The sequence below is a fragment of the Desulfomonile tiedjei DSM 6799 genome, assembly GCF_000266945.1.
GTDB lineage: Bacteria > Desulfobacterota > Desulfomonilia > Desulfomonilales > Desulfomonilaceae > Desulfomonile > Desulfomonile tiedjei.
Genome location: NC_018025.1, coordinates 1,294,714 through 1,310,575 on the forward strand (window position 1 = coordinate 1,294,714; position 15,862 = coordinate 1,310,575).

At 49.7% G+C, this 15,862-nt stretch carries 11 protein-coding genes; 9 read left to right on the forward strand and 2 right to left on the reverse strand.

Going from position 1 to position 15,862, the window contains the following annotated elements:
- Window positions 1-34 precede the first annotated feature (34 nt).
- Window positions 35-793 (reverse strand): hypothetical protein, encoded by a 759-nt coding sequence (locus DESTI_RS05395; RefSeq protein WP_014808950.1) that lies wholly within the window; start codon window positions 791-793, stop codon window positions 35-37.
- Entirely contained in the window at window positions 783-1,943 is a 1,161-nt protein-coding gene (rffA, locus tag DESTI_RS05400; protein WP_014808951.1) for a dTDP-4-amino-4,6-dideoxygalactose transaminase, read from the reverse strand. The genes DESTI_RS05395 and rffA overlap by 11 nt, the downstream gene beginning before the upstream one ends.
- Before the next feature lie 358 nt (window positions 1,944-2,301).
- On the opposite strand from rffA, the gene DESTI_RS05410 reads away from it, so the two are divergent.
- From DESTI_RS05410 to DESTI_RS05455, 9 genes are all read left to right on the forward strand, one after another.
- Window positions 2,302-3,489: an ABC transporter permease gene (locus DESTI_RS05410; RefSeq protein ID WP_014808952.1), complete on the forward strand. Its 1,188-nt coding sequence runs from the start codon at window positions 2,302-2,304 to the stop codon at window positions 3,487-3,489.
- 13 nt (window positions 3,490-3,502) lie between these two features.
- A complete protein-coding gene (gene ald, locus DESTI_RS05415; protein WP_014808953.1) occupies window positions 3,503-4,663 on the forward strand; it encodes an alanine dehydrogenase in 1,161 nt (386 codons plus the stop codon).
- Window positions 4,664-5,173: 510 nt separating this feature from the next.
- Window positions 5,174-6,127: a zinc metalloprotease HtpX gene (locus DESTI_RS05420; protein ID WP_014808954.1), complete on the forward strand. Its 954-nt coding sequence runs from the start codon at window positions 5,174-5,176 to the stop codon at window positions 6,125-6,127.
- A gap of 336 nt (window positions 6,128-6,463) precedes the next feature.
- A complete protein-coding gene (ispF, locus tag DESTI_RS05430; RefSeq protein ID WP_014808955.1) occupies window positions 6,464-6,958 on the forward strand; it encodes a 2-C-methyl-D-erythritol 2,4-cyclodiphosphate synthase in 495 nt (164 codons plus the stop codon).
- A 105-nt stretch (window positions 6,959-7,063) separates the two neighbouring features.
- Window positions 7,064-8,506: a cysteine--tRNA ligase gene (gene cysS, locus DESTI_RS05435; protein ID WP_014808956.1), complete on the forward strand. Its 1,443-nt coding sequence runs from the start codon at window positions 7,064-7,066 to the stop codon at window positions 8,504-8,506.
- A gap of 8 nt (window positions 8,507-8,514) precedes the next feature.
- Window positions 8,515-9,369, forward strand: a complete 855-nt coding sequence (locus DESTI_RS05440; protein WP_014808957.1) for an ATP-binding cassette domain-containing protein — start codon at window positions 8,515-8,517, stop codon at window positions 9,367-9,369.
- On the forward strand, window positions 9,366-10,058 hold the full coding sequence (locus tag DESTI_RS05445) for a LolA family protein (RefSeq protein WP_014808958.1): 693 nt from the start codon (window positions 9,366-9,368) through the stop codon (window positions 10,056-10,058). Before DESTI_RS05440 ends, DESTI_RS05445 begins: the two co-directional genes overlap by 4 nt.
- The gene (gene rimO, locus DESTI_RS05450; RefSeq protein ID WP_014808959.1) at window positions 10,045-11,355 is read left to right on the forward strand and encodes a 30S ribosomal protein S12 methylthiotransferase RimO; all 1,311 of its coding nucleotides are present in this window, start codon (window positions 10,045-10,047) and stop codon (window positions 11,353-11,355) included. The genes DESTI_RS05445 and rimO overlap by 14 nt, the downstream gene beginning before the upstream one ends.
- 1,033 nt (window positions 11,356-12,388) lie before the next feature.
- Entirely contained in the window at window positions 12,389-15,472 is a 3,084-nt protein-coding gene (locus DESTI_RS05455) for a type IV pilus secretin family protein (protein WP_014808960.1), read from the forward strand.
- Window positions 15,473-15,862 lie beyond the last annotated feature (390 nt).

The window sequence follows — 15,862 nt, forward strand, 5'->3', positions numbered from 1 at the left end:
CCATGCAAAACCTTGCCATGAGAACTCAGATTCCCTAACGAACTGAGTTCAGATGAATCGTATAGTAACTGCGGGTAAGGAAAAAACCTTCTGAAACCCAGACGCGTTGCACAGCCAAATGCTCGAGCTGAGTCGAAAGAACTGTCAGGGGACTCTTTTCATCCATGAACAGCCCTACGGTGAACCGAATCAAATCCCGGTACATTCCCTTTGCCTGGAATTTGGGAATTATTCCGCCGAGCACCCACTGGCTATCGGTTTCGTCTATTTTGATCGCTGCAAATGCGCAGGGTTCGTTGTCGAGATATGCGATAAAACAACGTTTGTTATCGGTGGTCACATGCAGGCGGACCCATTCCTGATACCCTTCAACGAGATTGAAATCCGAGAGACGCGGATTCTTATTGTAATGATTGCGATACCCGGCAAAGATCTCCGCGGTCAAGCGATCGAGGAAAGGAAAATCTGAAATTTCCGCTTTTCTCAATTCTAACGGATTCTTCAAGGGGCGAGGTCGACCGACCTTGAGGTTGTCCCGGGAATAGACTACCAGACAATCCGCCAATACTGACGTCTGACACATAGCCCCCAATGGCTGCAGTAACTCGGACTGCGCAGTGGGAATGCGAACAATTGCAAGATCTGCTCGATCTTTCTGTATTTGCTCCAGCATGAGCGAAGGATCCGACCCTTCCAGTATGTATCGATATACCTCGCACGCGAAACGTTTCGATTCCTCGAGAGAATAGTACGAAACAAAGTCTTGATTAACTAAATGATTTTCATCGCCCATTTTGTCCTGCCTGCGGTTTGTAGAAATTCCAGATCAGCTCTACAACGCGATCGACTTCTTCCGGGGTCATTGCATAGTAGAGCGGCAATCTGACGATGCGTTCACTTAAGTCATCGGTCACTGTCATAGGACCGGCCACTTTGCCGAATTTTCTGCCAGCCTGAGAAGAATGAAGCGGAACGTAATGGAAAATGGCATGAACACCATTGGATTTGAGGCTCTCAATAAGGCCGGATCGCTCCTCGGGAGATCTCGTTATGATATAAAACAGGTGTCCGTTGGAAGAGCACTCTTCACTGATAAAAGGCAACCGTATGTGCCCGCTCCTGGCCAAGGGCTGTAGCTCGGAATAGTACCGATCGAAGATAATGCGCCGGGTTCGGTTGATATGCTCCGCGTGCTCCAATTGCGCGTACAGGAACGCTGCTATCAGTTCACTGGGCAGAAAAGAGGAGCCCAGGTCCACCCAGCTATATTTGTCGATTTCGCCTCGAAAGAACTTGGATCTGTTTGTGCCTTTTTCTCTTATGATTTCCGCACGTTCTGCAAATTCAGGCTGGTTCACCAGCAGTGCGCCGCCTTCACCGCTGATAACATTCTTCGTTTCATGGAAACTCAAACAACCGAAATGGCCCACTGTACCTAAGTACGCATTTTTGTACGTGCTTAACAACGCCTGAGCAGCGTCCTCGATAACAATGAGTTGCTTTGATTCGGCAATACTCATAATTGCATCCATATCGCAGGCTACACCCGCGTAATGCACCGGAACCACTGCTTTTGTTCTGTCGGTTACCGCAGACTCGATTACGCGTTCGTCTATATTCAGATTATCCTGTCGTATATCGACGAAAACAGGCACCGCACCGCGGAGTACGAAAGCGTTTGCCGTGGAAACAAAGGTGAACGACGGCATGATCACCTCGTCGCCCGGTTGAAGATCGCACAATATTGCAGCCATTTCGAGAGCGGCGGTACAGGAGTGGGTGAGGAAAGCCTTCTGCCCGTTTAGTCTCTGTTCAAGCCATTGATGACATAATCGAGTGAATCGGCCGTCTCCGGAAATATGAGAATCGACCATGACGGCCTGAGCCATATAGTACAGCTCTTTTCCTACGCAAAAGGGCTTGTTGAAAGGTATTTGGACCATATGCCGGAATCCGTTTCATATCAATGCGCGATCGACGAAGTGACTTCGTTGAAGCCGGTCCTGGCAAGTCTCCGAAGCGAAGTCAGGACCCACCGTTCGCAGCGGAGGAGACTTGCCAGGACCAGCCAAGAATGCTCATTTCAATATTCCCTGTGTGAAATCGCATTGGTATCAGGGCTGATCGAGAGTTCACCGGGTTTCAAAGCCAATCCATAATCTTATCAAAGGGGAAGTCTTCGGGCAATGTTTATGGCACAATTCGAGAACTTTGACTATTTCAGGATAAGCTGATAATGGTTATCTGTTAGAATAAATCTTTTTGAGTTTGAAATTATAGGCTTATACCGGAAGAAAACAGATGCTGCTCATAGATCTTCTGGAGACATCAATCCGGCAGATATACCGAAACAAGAGGCGCTACAAAGGTGCCGTCATAGGCACCGCCCTGGGAATTGCCGGTCTTATAGTTGTGGCAACCATCGGAGAGTCTGTTGAGAGTGCAATAGGCAGAAATCTGGAAATGCTCGGTAGTGCAACCATTGTAAAAGCAGCCTGGGATCACAGATCCCAGACCTGGCACAAAGGTCAGTACTATGAAAGCGATGTGGTGCAGCTCAGGCAATTGCCGGGAATTATGCAGGTGTCTCCGACCGTCTGGAAGGCCAGAGAGCAGATCGATTTTCAGAAGAGTAATATGAAGGCGCGTATCGGCGGGGTTGAAGCAAACTTCTTCGAAACACTCCACCTGCCCGTTGCCAAAGGAAGAAGCATACTCCCGCCTGATGCGAAGGAACGGCGCCAGATATGCATTATTGGTGAAACTATTGAAAAAGAATTCTTCCATGATGGACATGCCGTGGGGAATGCCATTTTAGTGCAAGGGCTTTCGTTTGAAGTGATCGGGGTACTTGGAGGAACAGAAGATCCTGAATATATGGAAACGGTGCTCATTCCTCTTACCGTTGCCAAAACGAAACTCAAAAATATGACTGAAATTACTGATATATATATCAGAGCAATCGATTGGGATGCAGCCCCGCAGGTGCATCGTGCTGCGACGTATCTCCTCAGGAAGAATCACCCCGGGTACGCGGAGGCAATGCAAATCACCTATTATGCTGACCGGATCTCGGCAATAAAGACTGTCGTGCTCATATTCAAACTGTTTCTCTATGGCGCAATAGCGGTCACGCTGATTCTGGGAGGACTCGGGATTACCAATGTGATGCTCGCGATCGTGAATGAAAGGACCCGCGAGATAGGTCTGAGAGAAGCCCTCGGTGCCACGGAACCCATGATCATGAGACAGTTCTTATGCGAGTCCCTCGCAGTCAGTCTTGTGGGGGCCTCTATCGGAATAACCGTTGGAATCACGATGGTTCAGACGTTGAATTCCGTGATCGGAACGTACGCCAACAATTCCGTATTTGTCATAAGCATTTTCTTGGCGGTCGCCATCGGCATTATACTGGGTGTGGTGTCCGGGTTGATTCCTGCTCGTCGTGCCGGAAAACTCAATGCAGTGGAAGCAATGAAATTCGAATGATTCGAGGGTACACATGATCGTCGGCATACCAAAAGAGATCAAAGAAGATGAATACCGTGTCTCAATGATTCCTTCAGGTGTCTCAGCGCTCGTCGGCCGAGGTCATCGTGTTCTGGTGGAAAAGGGTGCGGGACTTGGATGCCTTATTTCTGACGAGGAATATGTTGCCGCCGGAGCGGAACTTCTGGATTCTCCCGAAGCTGTCTATTCTTTGTCAGAAATGATCGTGAAAGTGAAAGAGCCGCAAGTTCAGGAATACGATCTGCTTCGAGAAGGACAGATACTGTACGCGTACCTGCATCTGGCACCCATGCCGGAACTCACCGCAGCTCTCTTGCGCAACAAGGTTACCTGTATTGCCTATGAGACTATTGCCCTGGATGACGGCACGCTACCGCTCCTGGTTCCCATGAGCCAGGTGGCGGGAAGAATGGCTGTACAGGTTGGAGCTCATTTTCTCGAGAAAACTCAAGGCGGTAGAGGCGTGTTGCTGGGCGGTGTCCCGGGGGTGAGAAGGGGCAGAGTCGCCATTATCGGAGCCGGCGCGGTAGGAAGGGCGGCACTGCAGATGGCTGTGGGAATCGGAGCAGATGTGTACATCCTGGACATAGACAGCAGCCGGCTGGAGCACCTCGATTCCGTGTACGGCAACCGCATAACCACGCTCATGTCAAATCAGGAGAATGTGTCCCAATCAGTGAGAAACTCTCACCTGGTGATAGGATCGGTCCTTATCACAGGAGCATTGGCTCCTCATGTTGTCACCAGAGACATGGTGAGAACCATGAAACCTCGAACAGTCATTGTCGATGTTGCCATAGACCAGGGCGGCTGTATCGAGACTTCCAGACCCACAACTCACAAGCATCCGACGTACATGGTTGATGATGTGATTCATTATTGCGTGCCGAACATGCCGGGTATTGTTGCTCGTACTTCCACGTTTGCGTTGACGAATAATACCTTGCCGTACGCGTTGAAACTTGCGGATCTGGGATTCGATCGAGCCATTAGCCTTGATAAGCCTCTTTCTCGTGGAGTAAACTGCTACAAGGGCTACGTCACATATGAAAATGTGGCCCGATCGCTCAATTACGAGTATATTCCGCTGCAGGAGCTTGGAATTCCCATTTACGACTTACCCTCCGACAGACACACACAAACACGCAAGTGACAGCATTCCCGCTTCAGTGATGATGTTTCGAAATTCGGGTCGATTTTACAGTGAATTATGGATTGTGAAGACTGATTCATTATATGGATTGCAAAAAAATTCTAACGTTTATCCCATGCCCCAATAGAAGCTACAGGTGGGACCGGCGTCCCTGCCGGTCCATTCTATCGATATCATTGATCATATTGAAGATGTGCCGGCACGGAGGCACGGCACCCACCAATATTCCTAATCTTCAATCGGACACTAATTTTGAAAATGGCTACAAGCCGCCGTCTCCGTGAGGGTGGACAACATGTGAATGAATTGATTGTACCAGGCGGGGACGCTGGGTGATTCCTATGGCCTTCCTCATAAATATCGGAATACTTCAAAAATTCGAGAAGCACCTATAGGATCTACTGTCCGATTTCATCTTCCACACATCGTTCTTTTTTTGTAAGAGAGGTTTTCATTCCGCCTCCGATGTAGAAATTTATAGGAATAAGAGCGTGTGGAGGCCGCTGAACAATGCCCAAAACTGTTGCACATCATATGATTCGCAATGTTGTTCATTCAACGCTTCTCATAATCAGTATGCTTCTTCTGAGTTCCGGTTTGGGATGGCTCATGTGGGGTACTGACGGTCTGTTTTGGTTGGGTATTCTTGGTGTAGGATTATTGATACTTGGGCCTGCCGTATCTCCTCAAATCGTGCTCAAGATGTATAAAGCGCGTCAACTTTCGGAACGCGATGCACCATATCTGTTACGAATGGTGAACTTCCTGGCCCGAAAAGCTCAATTGCCCGCGATGCCTCGCGTCTATTATATCCCAAGCAGCATTGCGAATGCCTTCGCAGTCGGCACGCGGAAGAACGGAGCCATAGCAGTAACGGACGGGTTGTTGAGAAATTTTTCATCCAGAGAGCTTCAGGGAGTCTTGGCTCACGAGCTCGGACACCTGAATAGTAACGACGGGTGGGTGATGAGTCTGGCGGATTCGCTCAGTCAACTGGTGAGTCTCATGTCGTGGATAGGCCAGTTTCTCCTCATAATCAATTTGCCGCTGTTCCTGTGGGGAAATTACCAAATCCCCTGGCTTTTTATTCTGATTCTCGTGTTTGCACCAACCGTAAGCGCTCTTCTGCAGTTGGCGCTTTCTCGTACCCGGGAGTTCGAAGCAGACCTGCAAGCGGCAATGCTCACCGGCGATCCAAGAGGATTGGCTTCGGGTCTCGCGAGGCTGGAACGGATATCAGGTAATTGGTTTGAAAATCTTTTTTTGCCGGGAAGAAGAGTACCGGAGCCTTCGCTGCTCAGGACCCATCCGCCCACCGAGGAGCGAGTGCGTCGACTCCTGGAGCTTGAACAAGACTTGACGTCCGAGATAGACCGGAAAGAACACTCCCGAGACCGGCTCCTTTCCAGTCAGGCTCCTGTCATGTCTCCACCGCGTTGGCACGTGAGCAGATTTTGGTATTGAACCATGAATTATCCACGATGCTGTTATTTCGCGATATAGCGGTTATCGAAAGTCTTGACGGAATCCAATGCCTGCAATGAGAAGAATCAGTAGCGCCGGCGTCCCTGCCGGCGAGAACTTATTGATTTGTTTGGTGAATTGTTCGCCGGCACGGAGGCCGGCGCTACCAATTGCTGGGAACTGCTCTTCACAATCCGTGATTACTTTCGAGAATCGGTATAAACGCGTAAGCAGTGTAATCACGGGGCCGTTCACGAATATTTCACATAAGGCTTTCTTGACGAAGTATACGTTATGAATTAATGTCGAGCACAGTACGTCACGGGAGAATACCCTTTGAAAATAGGTCAGGGTTTCGATAGTCACAGATTGGTTCCAGGGAGGCGACTTGTCCTGGGAGGGCAACACATCGAATATCCCCTCGGATTGGAAGGACATTCCGATGCAGATGTGGTGATTCATGCCGTGATTGATGCGCTTCTGGGCGCTGCAGGACTGGGTGACATCGGAATGCATTTTCCCGATTCCGATCCCGCTTACAAAGATGCATCAAGTGTTGCTATGCTGGAGACTGTGGCCCAGGCGATCGATTCCCTGAACTTCGTTATTGTTAATATCGATGTCACTATATGCGCTCAGGCCCCCAAAATAGGTCCGGTGCGACATTTGATGATTGGAAATCTCTCCGCTGCCCTGAAGATAGACCCTGATCGAATAAACATTAAAGCAACGACAACCGAGGGGTTGGGGTTTGTCGGAAGAGGTGAAGGAATAGCCGCCTTTGCAGTAGCGCTGCTGGAAAATAACTCGCCGGAAAAGGTTGATCGCTGAAGCCATCCGACAACGGCGATCAAAGAACTGATATAACGCCCGCTTACGGATCCGAACGGAACTCACCTCGTAAGAGCAGAAAGCGAGTACAAGGGATATACCATTATGGGGCTCAAGATATTTAACACAATGACCAGAAAGAAGGAGGATTTCAAGCCGAGAAATCCGAATCGAACCGGTATGTACGTATGCGGCGTGACAGTGTACGACTATTGTCATATCGGCCATGCACGGTCTCAGGTGCTGTTCGACATTATCTTTCGCTACCTGATGTTCAAAGGTTACGAGGTCACGTACGTGCGGAATTTTACGGACATCGATGACAAGATCATTAACAGGGCAAATGAACTGAAAATCGATTGGAAAGAGCTTGCGGAAAAATTTGTCCGGGAATTCTACGTCGATATGGATGCCTTGGGAGTGCTGAGACCCACCAGAGAACCCAAGGCCACGGAATTTATTGCTCAAATCCAGGCCTTGATAGCGAAACTTGTTGAAGGAAAATACGCTTACACCGTTGATGGCGATGTGATGTTTTCCGTCGCGAGCTTTCCCGAATACGGAAAGTTGTCTGGGAAAAAAGTGGATGAGCTCATGTCGGGTGCACGGGTGGATGTAAATGAAAAGAAGAAAAATCCCCTTGATTTTGCACTCTGGAAGGCTGCCAAACCCGGCGAGCCCTCATGGGAAAGTCCGTGGGGACCGGGACGACCCGGCTGGCACATTGAGTGCTCGGCAATGAGTATGTTCTACTTGGGGCAACACTTCGACATCCATGGTGGCGGGGCAGACCTGACCTTTCCGCATCACGAAAATGAAATCGCCCAATCAGAGGCGGCAACGGGTGAAACTTTCGTAAATTATTGGGTCCATAACGGTTTTGTGAATATACGGGCTGAAAAAATGTCCAAATCGCTGGGAAATGTCCTGAATATTCGAGACATTCTGAAAACCGTACATCCCGAAGCTTTACGTCATTTCCTGCTCACGAGTCATTACAGGAGCCCATTAGATTACAGCGACGCCTTTGTCAAAGAATCTTCGACTGCACTGGAACGGCTGTACGCTGCAATGGCCGCACTGGACGAACTTATTGAAGCCCGCGGCACATCGGACGATCTTCCCCAGGAATTGACGGGAATCGAAGAACGTTTTTCCGAAGCAATGGATGATGACTTTAACACCCCCAGAGCACTTGCGATATTGTTCGAGGCCGCACGGACGATCAACCGAATTTCGGGAACGAATTCGGTTCCCAAGCCTGAATTACTCAGAGAAGTCAAGGATCGCATACTGCATGTAGCACGCGAAGTGCTGGGAATCTTACGTGAGGATCAGACCGAATTTCTCGAACGCGCTCGAAAAGCCGGGGCCCCGGAACTTGGGATCTCGGAGGAGCTGATTCAACAGTACATCGTTGAGAGAGCTGAAGCGAGGAAAAGTAAGAATTTTGCCCGAGCGGATGAGATTCGAAACGAACTCGCTTCCAAGGGAATCGTCCTTGAAGATACCCCTAAGGGCACCATCTGGAAAGTGAAAGAATCCTAACGGAATTCATGCATATCTCTTTCGATCGAGTGACTCATACCTATAATAAAGATACACAGCTCGAGCTTACGGCTCTGAGTGGTATTTCCTTCGAACTGCCCTCTCATCGTTCGCTAGGAATCCTTGGGGGCACAGGCTCCGGAAAAACGACCTTGATAAAATTGTTGAACGGACTTCTGTATCCCACGAGCGGAAGAATATTGATTGACGGGAAAGATACGAGGGATTACGGTTCGGACCTCGCCTTGAGGGTAGGGGTGGTGTTTCAGCGTCCGGAACGCCAGTTATTCGAGGATACAGTTTTCAATGACATTTCTTTTGTACTCAGGAGGTTCTCGGGACTTCCTCACTCTGAAATCCGGGAAATTGCGTGGTCGGCCGGTCGGATGATGGGGTTGAACTTGGATCGTATCGGAGAACGGCATCCCGAATCGCTTTCGGATTCCGAAAAACGGAAAGTCGCCATTGCAGGGATACTGGTCAATCAACCACACATTCTCGTATTGGACGAGCCTGGAGTCGGCCTGGACCCCGCGGCTGTGTCAGATCTGGTACAATTGCTCGGCACTATGAAAACATCAGGAGACAGGTCGGTTATCATCGTATCGCATGACATGGGTCCCTTTCTGCCGATTCTCGATACCCTCCTGGTACTGAATCAGGGAAAGCTTTCAGCAATCGGCACACCGGAAGAGGTTTGTGGAGAGCTCGCTGAAGACCCGGAAATGAGGAACATTTTGCCTCCGATTGCTCTCCTTGTTCATGAACTCCGATTGGCGGGTTTTCCGATTCCTTTTGGAGAATATCGAATACCGGAGCTCGCGGAAGAAATCGCACGACTCGCGGGAGACCATAGAATATGAGAGGATTGATCGCAGGATTAGCATTGTGGCTGTTGTTCGGTCAGGGAATCGCTTCCGCCCAGGATCGCCCTGCTGCAATCGATCAAATTGTAGGAAAATTACAGGAAGTCTATTCGCATCATTGTTGTTTTAAGGCGCGTTTCGATCAGTTGACGGTAAATACGGCAATGGACCTGAGAGATAAGTTTCAAGGCGTCATGTTCGTGAAGAAACCCGGCTCCATTTCATTGGAAGTGGATTTCCCTGAACCACAAAAAGTCGTCGTAAAAGGAAAGACATACGCGATCTATTTTCCCCAGGACGGGACCTCTGCAAACGGTGAAATACCACCCGAGATGAACGTGGAGCAATTTTTCGGCTTTTTCACCAATATCGGAAATCTGGGCCGAAACTTCACAATCACCTTTCCTCCAAAGGCTCTGGACAAAGAAGAGAATATGTATTTTCTGGAATTGACCGATGCAGTCAACCCGAGCAGCACGTACAGGATGGTCCTCGGGATCGATGCTGCAAAATTCACGGTGAAACGTGCAATCATCTACGATGCTCTGGGTAATTACAACCGCTTTGACTTGACGGATTTTACATTTCTCGATTCTCTTCCGGATTCCCGCTTTGAAATATCGAGCGCGCCCCTGCACAAACTCCCCCCTGCACAAGGTTTTTACGGTAATCGTGAGAAACAGTAAGACAGTTCACATCATAAGTCTTGGATGTCCGAAGAACAGGGTGGACACGGAACGTATTCTCTCTACTCTCTTCGACCGGGGATATACACACTCGGACGATCCGTTGACCGCTCGGTATATCATCATCAACACCTGTGCATTCATCGAACCAGCCGTAGAAGAATCCATAGATGCAATTCTCGATGTCAAGTCAGAGCATCCGGATGCATTTGTTGTCGTGGCCGGCTGTCTGCCATTACGATACAGAGAAGACCTGGTGGATTCGCTCCCGGAGATTGACCTTTTTCTCACTCCGGATCGTATCCATGAACTTCCGGACTTGATTGCTGCCAAGACCGCACCAGATCCCCGGGGCGACACGATCTACGGAGCTTCCGTATCCGGACGAGTTCTCACCACCCCTGGCTATGCTTATCTGAAAATCGCTGAAGGATGCTCCAGAAGATGTACGTACTGCACCATTCCTTCCATACGCGGCCCGCTCAGGAGCTATGATAGCGAGATGCTGGCTCAGGAAGCGGAATCTCTGGCTTCCTGCAATGTCAGAGAACTGGTGTTGGTTGCGCAGGATCTCACGGCCTATGGAGTGGAAAAAAACGAGAAACACTCCTTAACCAATCTTCTCAAAAGATTGGAAATTATTCAGGATCTCAGATGGATACGTCTCATGTATCTTCACCCGGACGGCATACCTCGATCTCTTCCGGAACTGATGAAGAATTCCGAGAAAATACTGCCGTACATGGATATTCCGTTTCAGCACGTATCCGACCACGTGCTCAAGTCCATGGGGAGACCCTGGAAAGGAAACCGGATACGCAAATTGGTTGACAATCTGCGGAACGCAATTCCGGGCCTGGTCCTCCGTACGACCTTTATGGTGGGATTTCCGACGGAAAGGGACGAGGACTTTCAAGAATTGAGAGACTTTGTCCAAGAGTTCCGAATCGAACATGTTGGCGTTTTCGCATATTCCCCCGAGGAAGGCACTCCCGCGTTTGACCTGGGGAACCCGATTCCTGATCAGGTGAAAAATGCGCGATCCAGTGAAATACAAAACATACATTCTCGGTTCATAAAACGCAGATTGAAGGAAAAGGTGGGTACAACGCAGGAAAGCATTATCGAAGGAGTATCCTCGGAAACGGATCTATTGCTCCAGGGACGCACCTGGGATCAGGCTCCCGAAGTCGATGGTGTGCTCTATATCACTTCCGGAGATGGTATTGCGGGTGAAATACACAAAGTGAAAATTACTGCCACGCATGGGCCCGATCTTTTCGGGGAAATTATCTGATTTTTGTAGGGAATGCGCTTTCAAAGCAGTAAGATTTGGGGAACCTTTTCTGCAAAAGGTTCTCCAACCCTTTTCAAAAAACTTTTAACACTGGCCTAAGGAAACTGTCTCAAAAGTCGAAATTCATCCCAGATCGTGGCACGAATTCCTCATCTTCCTGCTGGCCTGATTGTAGGGGCGGGCCTCGTGTCCGCCCAAATGAGGGTAGGCACTAGGCCTACCCCTACGAAGATGGCGAATCGTGGCACGATTCTTTATGGATTCATGAGTTTTGAGACAGTCTCTAAGTCCCGGTGCTATAGCCGTTGACATAATTTCTAACCTTTTGACCACATTGTTCTTTGAAAGGACGGTAGGGGCCGGCGTGCCTGCCAGCCCGAACTGGTTGATTTGTATTTGAAAAATGTGCCGGCACGGAGGCACGGCACCCACCAATTGTCGAGCAGTGCTTTTCGCAACTGGATACTATTTTATACACTTGCTATAAATCCTCAGATTTGTTCCCCCTGGGTCGTTGCCTCCCCGCTTCATTTCGAAATGGAAAAAAGAGCCATTGGCGGATTTCCGGCTAGCCCGAGTCTCTGCCGGCCTTCTGCGGAGTGCTCCAGGACTGGAGTTCTTTATCTGTATAAGAACAAATAAAGTCCGACAGCGAGGGTGAATGTGGCAATCACAACGATTCTGATGACGAGATCCGTTTCCATAGGAGTAATGATACCCGAGCAGTGCGAGAAGCCCAAGGACAAAAAATCGTAGAAGTATTAAACAGAAAATTTGGCAGGTTGCAAGCGGTTTTAAATATAGATGTGTAAATTTTATAATCCATCACTTTAGTAAAATTAGCTATCCTCTGGTTTTTTAGGATTTTTTCGTTGACATAGTAGCGGTTCCTTTGCTATGATCCTTGCAGCTTAACATCCGATACAGGAATCGAATACTCGTACTGTATCGGACCATTTCAAACGATAACCCAGAGACGCCGTGGCTCCGCATGGTCTGGATCGCATCCACACGGTCTTCGAGAGAGGACAAAATGAGGTCACCTGAAAAAAGATACAAATCCCTATGGCTTAGCTGCCTTTTGATTGCAATGGTCTGCTCCTATGCTGGGGCCGATCCCGGAGAATTAACCGGTATCGATGTGAATGAAGAGGGGAAAACCCTTGTCATTGCAACCAAAGGAACGGCAGGCAAGCATCTGGCACGTGTCATCGGAAATCCCAATAGACTGGTTTTGGATTTTGAGGGCACCTCGTTAGGTAAAGTGCAGCGGAAAGTGAGTGTGAACAAGCGGGACATTCATGAAATCCGTATTGGCACGCACAAGTCCAATGCACGGATCGTCGTGGATTTTCAGGACCGGCCGGTCCCCCCGTTTACGGTGCGCCGCGAACAGGAAAAAGTCCTCGTCGCATTCGGGACTTCCATATCCGCGGAACTCGGTGAAGCAAACCCTGCGCACGAAGATAAGGAGCAATCAGCCAGAGGAAAAGCTCCATTGGATCCGAAGTTGGTGCCTGCTGCTGCAAAGCCGATAGAAGAGGCACCTGCGCCGCAGGAAAAGAGCATAAGAGTTGCAGTCAAGCCCGATAATTCTTCCGAACGCGGATCAAAGTTCGGTGAACTGCGTCAGGCAGCAGCCTCGAATATCCGACCGCCCGAGGTGAATGGAATCGGCAAGCTGTCCCAGAACATGGAGAGACACATCGCGCCTCCTCCCATGCTCAAGGAATCAGACGTGCAAACCGATGCCCCCGCCCAGGCCGGCGGCGCTTCGAGACGTGGAGGGGGACCTCAGATGGTGAAAGAGGTCCGCCCGCCTGTGACGCCCCCCACGCCCGATCCCAGGTTGTTGGTGCAAGAAATCACGGAACTCAAATTCATCCAGGTGGGACATAACGCTCGGCTTATGGTCATGGGTGGCGATCACCTGGATTATCGAGTGAACAAAATATCCCCCACAAAAGTCAGATTGGATCTCATCAACGCTGAGATTCCCAAGATCCATCAAAAACCCTTGAGAACAGACCTTTTCTCCACTTCGGTCGAGATGATAATTCCGGGAACGCAGAACATCTTCATTCAACTCAAAGACGCGGTGCCATATCAGGTTGAAAAGAAGAAGGGCGTCCTCATGGTTGACTTTCCTCCGCCCCGTTTCGTGATGACTCCGGATCAGAAAGGCCAGAAGGGACCTGATGTTGCCAAACAGCAGGCAGTCTCTCAGGCCAGGGAGTCGCGGCGAGAGGCTATGAGGATTATCAGAGAGGAACAGATCCTCAAAGACAACGAAGCGCGGCGTCGAACTCTGGATTCTCTGCAGAAACAAATAGATGAGCTCCAGAAACAGCGCACAGAGATATTGAAGAAACAGCAGGTTACTCCGGATCCTGAAATATTCAACAAACCGATAACCATGGATTTCCAAGGAATTTCGCTGAAAAATGCCTTCCGGCTCTTGGCGGAACAAGCAGGTATCAACATTATCGTGGGCGATGAAGTGACAGGAACCACCACTCTGAGATTGTTCCAGGTGCCGCTGGGACAGGTGATCGATACCATTCTCAATACGCATAAGCTGGATCGAGAAATGGTCGGCAACGTCATGAGGGTCGGCAAGCGAGAAGAGATGTCAAAGCTCAAAACCGAAAAAGCAGCTCAGGCATCGAAGGACCTTGCTGATTTGGACAACCGTATCGCGGCAATCCGTCAGGATATTCAGAAGAGACGGGAAGAGATGAATAAGGCTCTGGCGGATCTCGAACAAAAAGACGCGGGCGAAATACCGGTTGAGGAAGTCAACACCGAAGAGTTCGGCGAGGCCGGTTGTGTCGATATCGAAGGCGAGACAGTATGCTTCTACTACGCTCTGACGAAGCTCGTTTATCAAAAACCTTCGGATATCATACGAACACTCAACTGCGTGTTCAATCTCAAGTGTGGGGACGCCGGCCCCCGGCCTGGTACCGTAGCGGCTCTCGAAACGGACCGCGCAGAAAAGATGAAGCCGTTCCTCAAGCAAATCGAAGATCAGGGCAGATCTCTCTACGGTAGAGAGGGACGGGAATTGATGGAACGTGCGAGCCGCATGATAAGCGAGCAGCAGACTGCTGAAGCTCAAGCGAGAACTGCGGAAGCCATCCAGCGGGGGCCAAGGGTAGGTGTTGCAGCGCCCGGCGCAGCTCCCATGGATCCACGACTCGCGCAGATTATTGTCAACAGCATGATGTGGGCTGATGACACGAACCGTACCATCTTCATCAAAGACACTGCAGAACGTCTTGCTCAGATCAAGAAGATGATTTACTCCATGGACAAACCATTGCCGCAGGTCCTTATCGAGAGCCGAGTAGTAGTGGCATCCAAAGGTTGGACACGAGGCGTGGGTATCACCTGGGGTGGTAGAAATGCCCAAAGCGGTCCCTTGACCAATAACAGGAAATCATTCTGGGGCATTGCCGGTGGCGGCGCAACAGCAGCGAGCCCTACCACAGGGGTAACGTCTCCGGCGCAGCCTGAAGGAACTCCTGCTACCTCTGCATTCGCTGTCAACCTTCCGGTCTCAGCCGGTCAAGGCGCACTGGACCTGCAGTTCGGATTCCTGTCAGGAAACTACGCGACGGACCTCAACTCTATCATTAATATCGGGGAACTTAACCGACAGGCCAAGACGATCTCCAGACCCAAAGTTCAGGTGCTGGACGGCAAAGAAGCCAAAATCACAATCGGTAGCAACATAGCCTACCCCGGACTCTTTGAAGTGACCTGGGTGAAAGCGGCTCTGGAACTCACGGTCAAACCTCTGATCTATGCAGATGGAAGAGTCCAGATGGACATAAAGATTACGGATGATGCTCCTGGAGCGGTATTGAACGGGTTCACGTCGATCGATACCCGGGCCGCCAATACGGTCATGATAGTAAAAGATGGCGATACGGCCGTAATCGGCGGAATAAATCGAACAATCTCCAGCTCCACACGAGAGGGTTGGCCTGGACTCATGAATGTGCCGGTAATCAACTACCTCTTCTCAAACAGGAACAAAGACAAGTCAGGTGACGACCTGTTGGTCTTCATAACCCCCACCATTGTGAAGCGCCCGCCGCTTGCATCCTGATTGCACCTAATGCCATCACTCCAGGCTTCTCTTCCTTCGGGGAGAGAGGCCTTTTCTTTTCTCCCATCTTACCGTCGGAGCCTTGCTCATCTTTCGTCCCGGAGGAACGCACGAAGAAAGGCTATAGCGATTGCCAAAGATTCTGACGTTTATCCCGCTTGTGAATTACAGGATATTGGTAGGGGCCGGCGTCCCTGTCGGTCCATTCTATCGATATCATTGATCATATTGAAGATGTGTCGGCACGGAGGCACGGCACCCACTAATACTCTTTTTCTGAATCAAACATTAGTTTTGACACTTACCTATATACTTTTGAGAATCATGCATGAAGGGAGGCTTCTTACAAATAGTCAGCTCTACATTTTGCTTTCATTACGAATCGTGCAA

Excerpts from the sequence above, each read along its gene's own strand:
- DESTI_RS05455 (WP_014808960.1), top strand. The coding sequence starts at position 12,389 with ATGAGGTCACCTGAAAAAAGATACAAATCCCTATGGCTTAGCTGCCTT.
- ald (WP_014808953.1), top strand. The coding sequence starts at position 3,503 with ATGATCGTCGGCATACCAAAAGAGATCAAAGAAGATGAATACCGTGTC.
- DESTI_RS05445 (WP_014808958.1), top strand. The coding sequence starts at position 9,366 with ATGAGAGGATTGATCGCAGGATTAGCATTGTGGCTGTTGTTCGGTCAG.
- DESTI_RS05440 (WP_014808957.1), top strand. The coding sequence starts at position 8,515 with ATGCATATCTCTTTCGATCGAGTGACTCATACCTATAATAAAGATACA.
- rffA (WP_014808951.1), bottom strand. The coding sequence starts at position 1,943 with ATGGTCCAAATACCTTTCAACAAGCCCTTTTGCGTAGGAAAAGAGCTG.
- DESTI_RS05420 (WP_014808954.1), top strand. The coding sequence starts at position 5,174 with ATGCCCAAAACTGTTGCACATCATATGATTCGCAATGTTGTTCATTCA.
- cysS (WP_014808956.1), top strand. The coding sequence starts at position 7,064 with ATGGGGCTCAAGATATTTAACACAATGACCAGAAAGAAGGAGGATTTC.
- DESTI_RS05410 (WP_014808952.1), top strand. The coding sequence starts at position 2,302 with ATGCTGCTCATAGATCTTCTGGAGACATCAATCCGGCAGATATACCGA.
- DESTI_RS05395 (WP_014808950.1), bottom strand. The coding sequence starts at position 793 with ATGGGCGATGAAAATCATTTAGTTAATCAAGACTTTGTTTCGTACTAT.